Genomic DNA, 1,070 nt, shown 5'->3' with positions numbered 1-1,070 from the left:
AGATGAGGCCATGAGAAAGACTACTACCTACTCCCCTGAAGTCCGTGAACGTGCTGTGCGCATGGTTCTGGAACACCTGAACGACTATCCGTCCGAGTGGGCAGCCATTGAGGCCATCGCTCCGAAGATTGGCTGTGCCGCGCAAACCCTGCATGGGTGGATTCGTCGCCAGCAGACCGATGCGGGGCAGCGCCCCGGTCAGACCAGTGAAGAGCGCGAGCGCATCAAAGCCCTGGAGCGCGAAAACCGCGAACTGCGTAAGGCAAACGAGATATTGCGCCTGGCYAGCGCGTATTTTGCCCAGGCGGAGCCTGACGGGCAGGCCTTCCTGCGCCGCACCAAGTCCTGAGGGCATTTGTCGATCAGCATCGTGACCGTCTCGGGGTCGAGTCGATCTGCCGCGTGTTGCAGATCGCCCCGTCCGGTTACCGCAGGCACGTGGCTCAGCAGCGCAACCCGGCACTGCGCTGTTGTCGTGCTCAGCGCGATGACGCATTGACCCTGGAAATCCAGCGAGTGTGGGATGCCAACATGCAGTGCTATGGCGCGGTGAAGGTCTGGAAGCAGCTGCGGCGAGAAGGCATSGAGGTCGCCAGATGCACGGTGGAGCGATTAATGCGTCGRGCCGGATTGCAGGGCATCAGACGTGGCCAGRTCGTGCGGACAACGGTGGCCGGCGACAAGGCCTTTTGCCCGCTGGATCGTGTCCAACGCCAGTTCCATGCCGACCGCCCGAACCAGTTGTGGGTGTCGGACTTCACCTATGTATCGACCTGGCAGGGCTGGCTGTACGTGGCGTTCGTGATCGACGTCTTTGCACGCCGGATCGTCGGCTGGCGAGTCAGTACCAGCATGAAGACCGACTTCGTATTGGATGCCCTGGAGCAAGCCTTGTATGCCCGTCAGCCGCATTGCACGGGTGGTCTGATCCATCACAGCGACCGTGGAAGCCAGTACGTCTCGATCCGCTATACCGAACGGCTGGCAGAGGCCGGCATTGAGCCCTCGGTGGGTAGCAAGGGCGATAGCTACGACAACGCCTTGGCCGAAACCATCAACGGGCTGTACAA

The 1,070-nt window shown here is 61.4% G+C and carries 1 pseudogene and 1 other annotated feature; the pseudogene reads left to right on the top strand.

Features of this window, described 5'->3' with window-relative positions:
* Positions 1–10: 10 nt before the first annotated feature.
* Positions 11–1,070: pseudogene (locus KXR72_RS20890) on the top strand (IS3 family transposase); the annotation flags it as partial.
* Positions 289–420, top strand: a sequence feature (AL1L pseudoknot). Its footprint overlaps the pseudogene before it by 132 nt.

It is taken from the genome of Stutzerimonas chloritidismutans (assembly GCF_051486945.1).
GTDB lineage: Bacteria > Pseudomonadota > Gammaproteobacteria > Pseudomonadales > Pseudomonadaceae > Stutzerimonas > Stutzerimonas chloritidismutans_B.
This window is presented reverse-complemented; position numbering and strand designations above follow the sequence as displayed.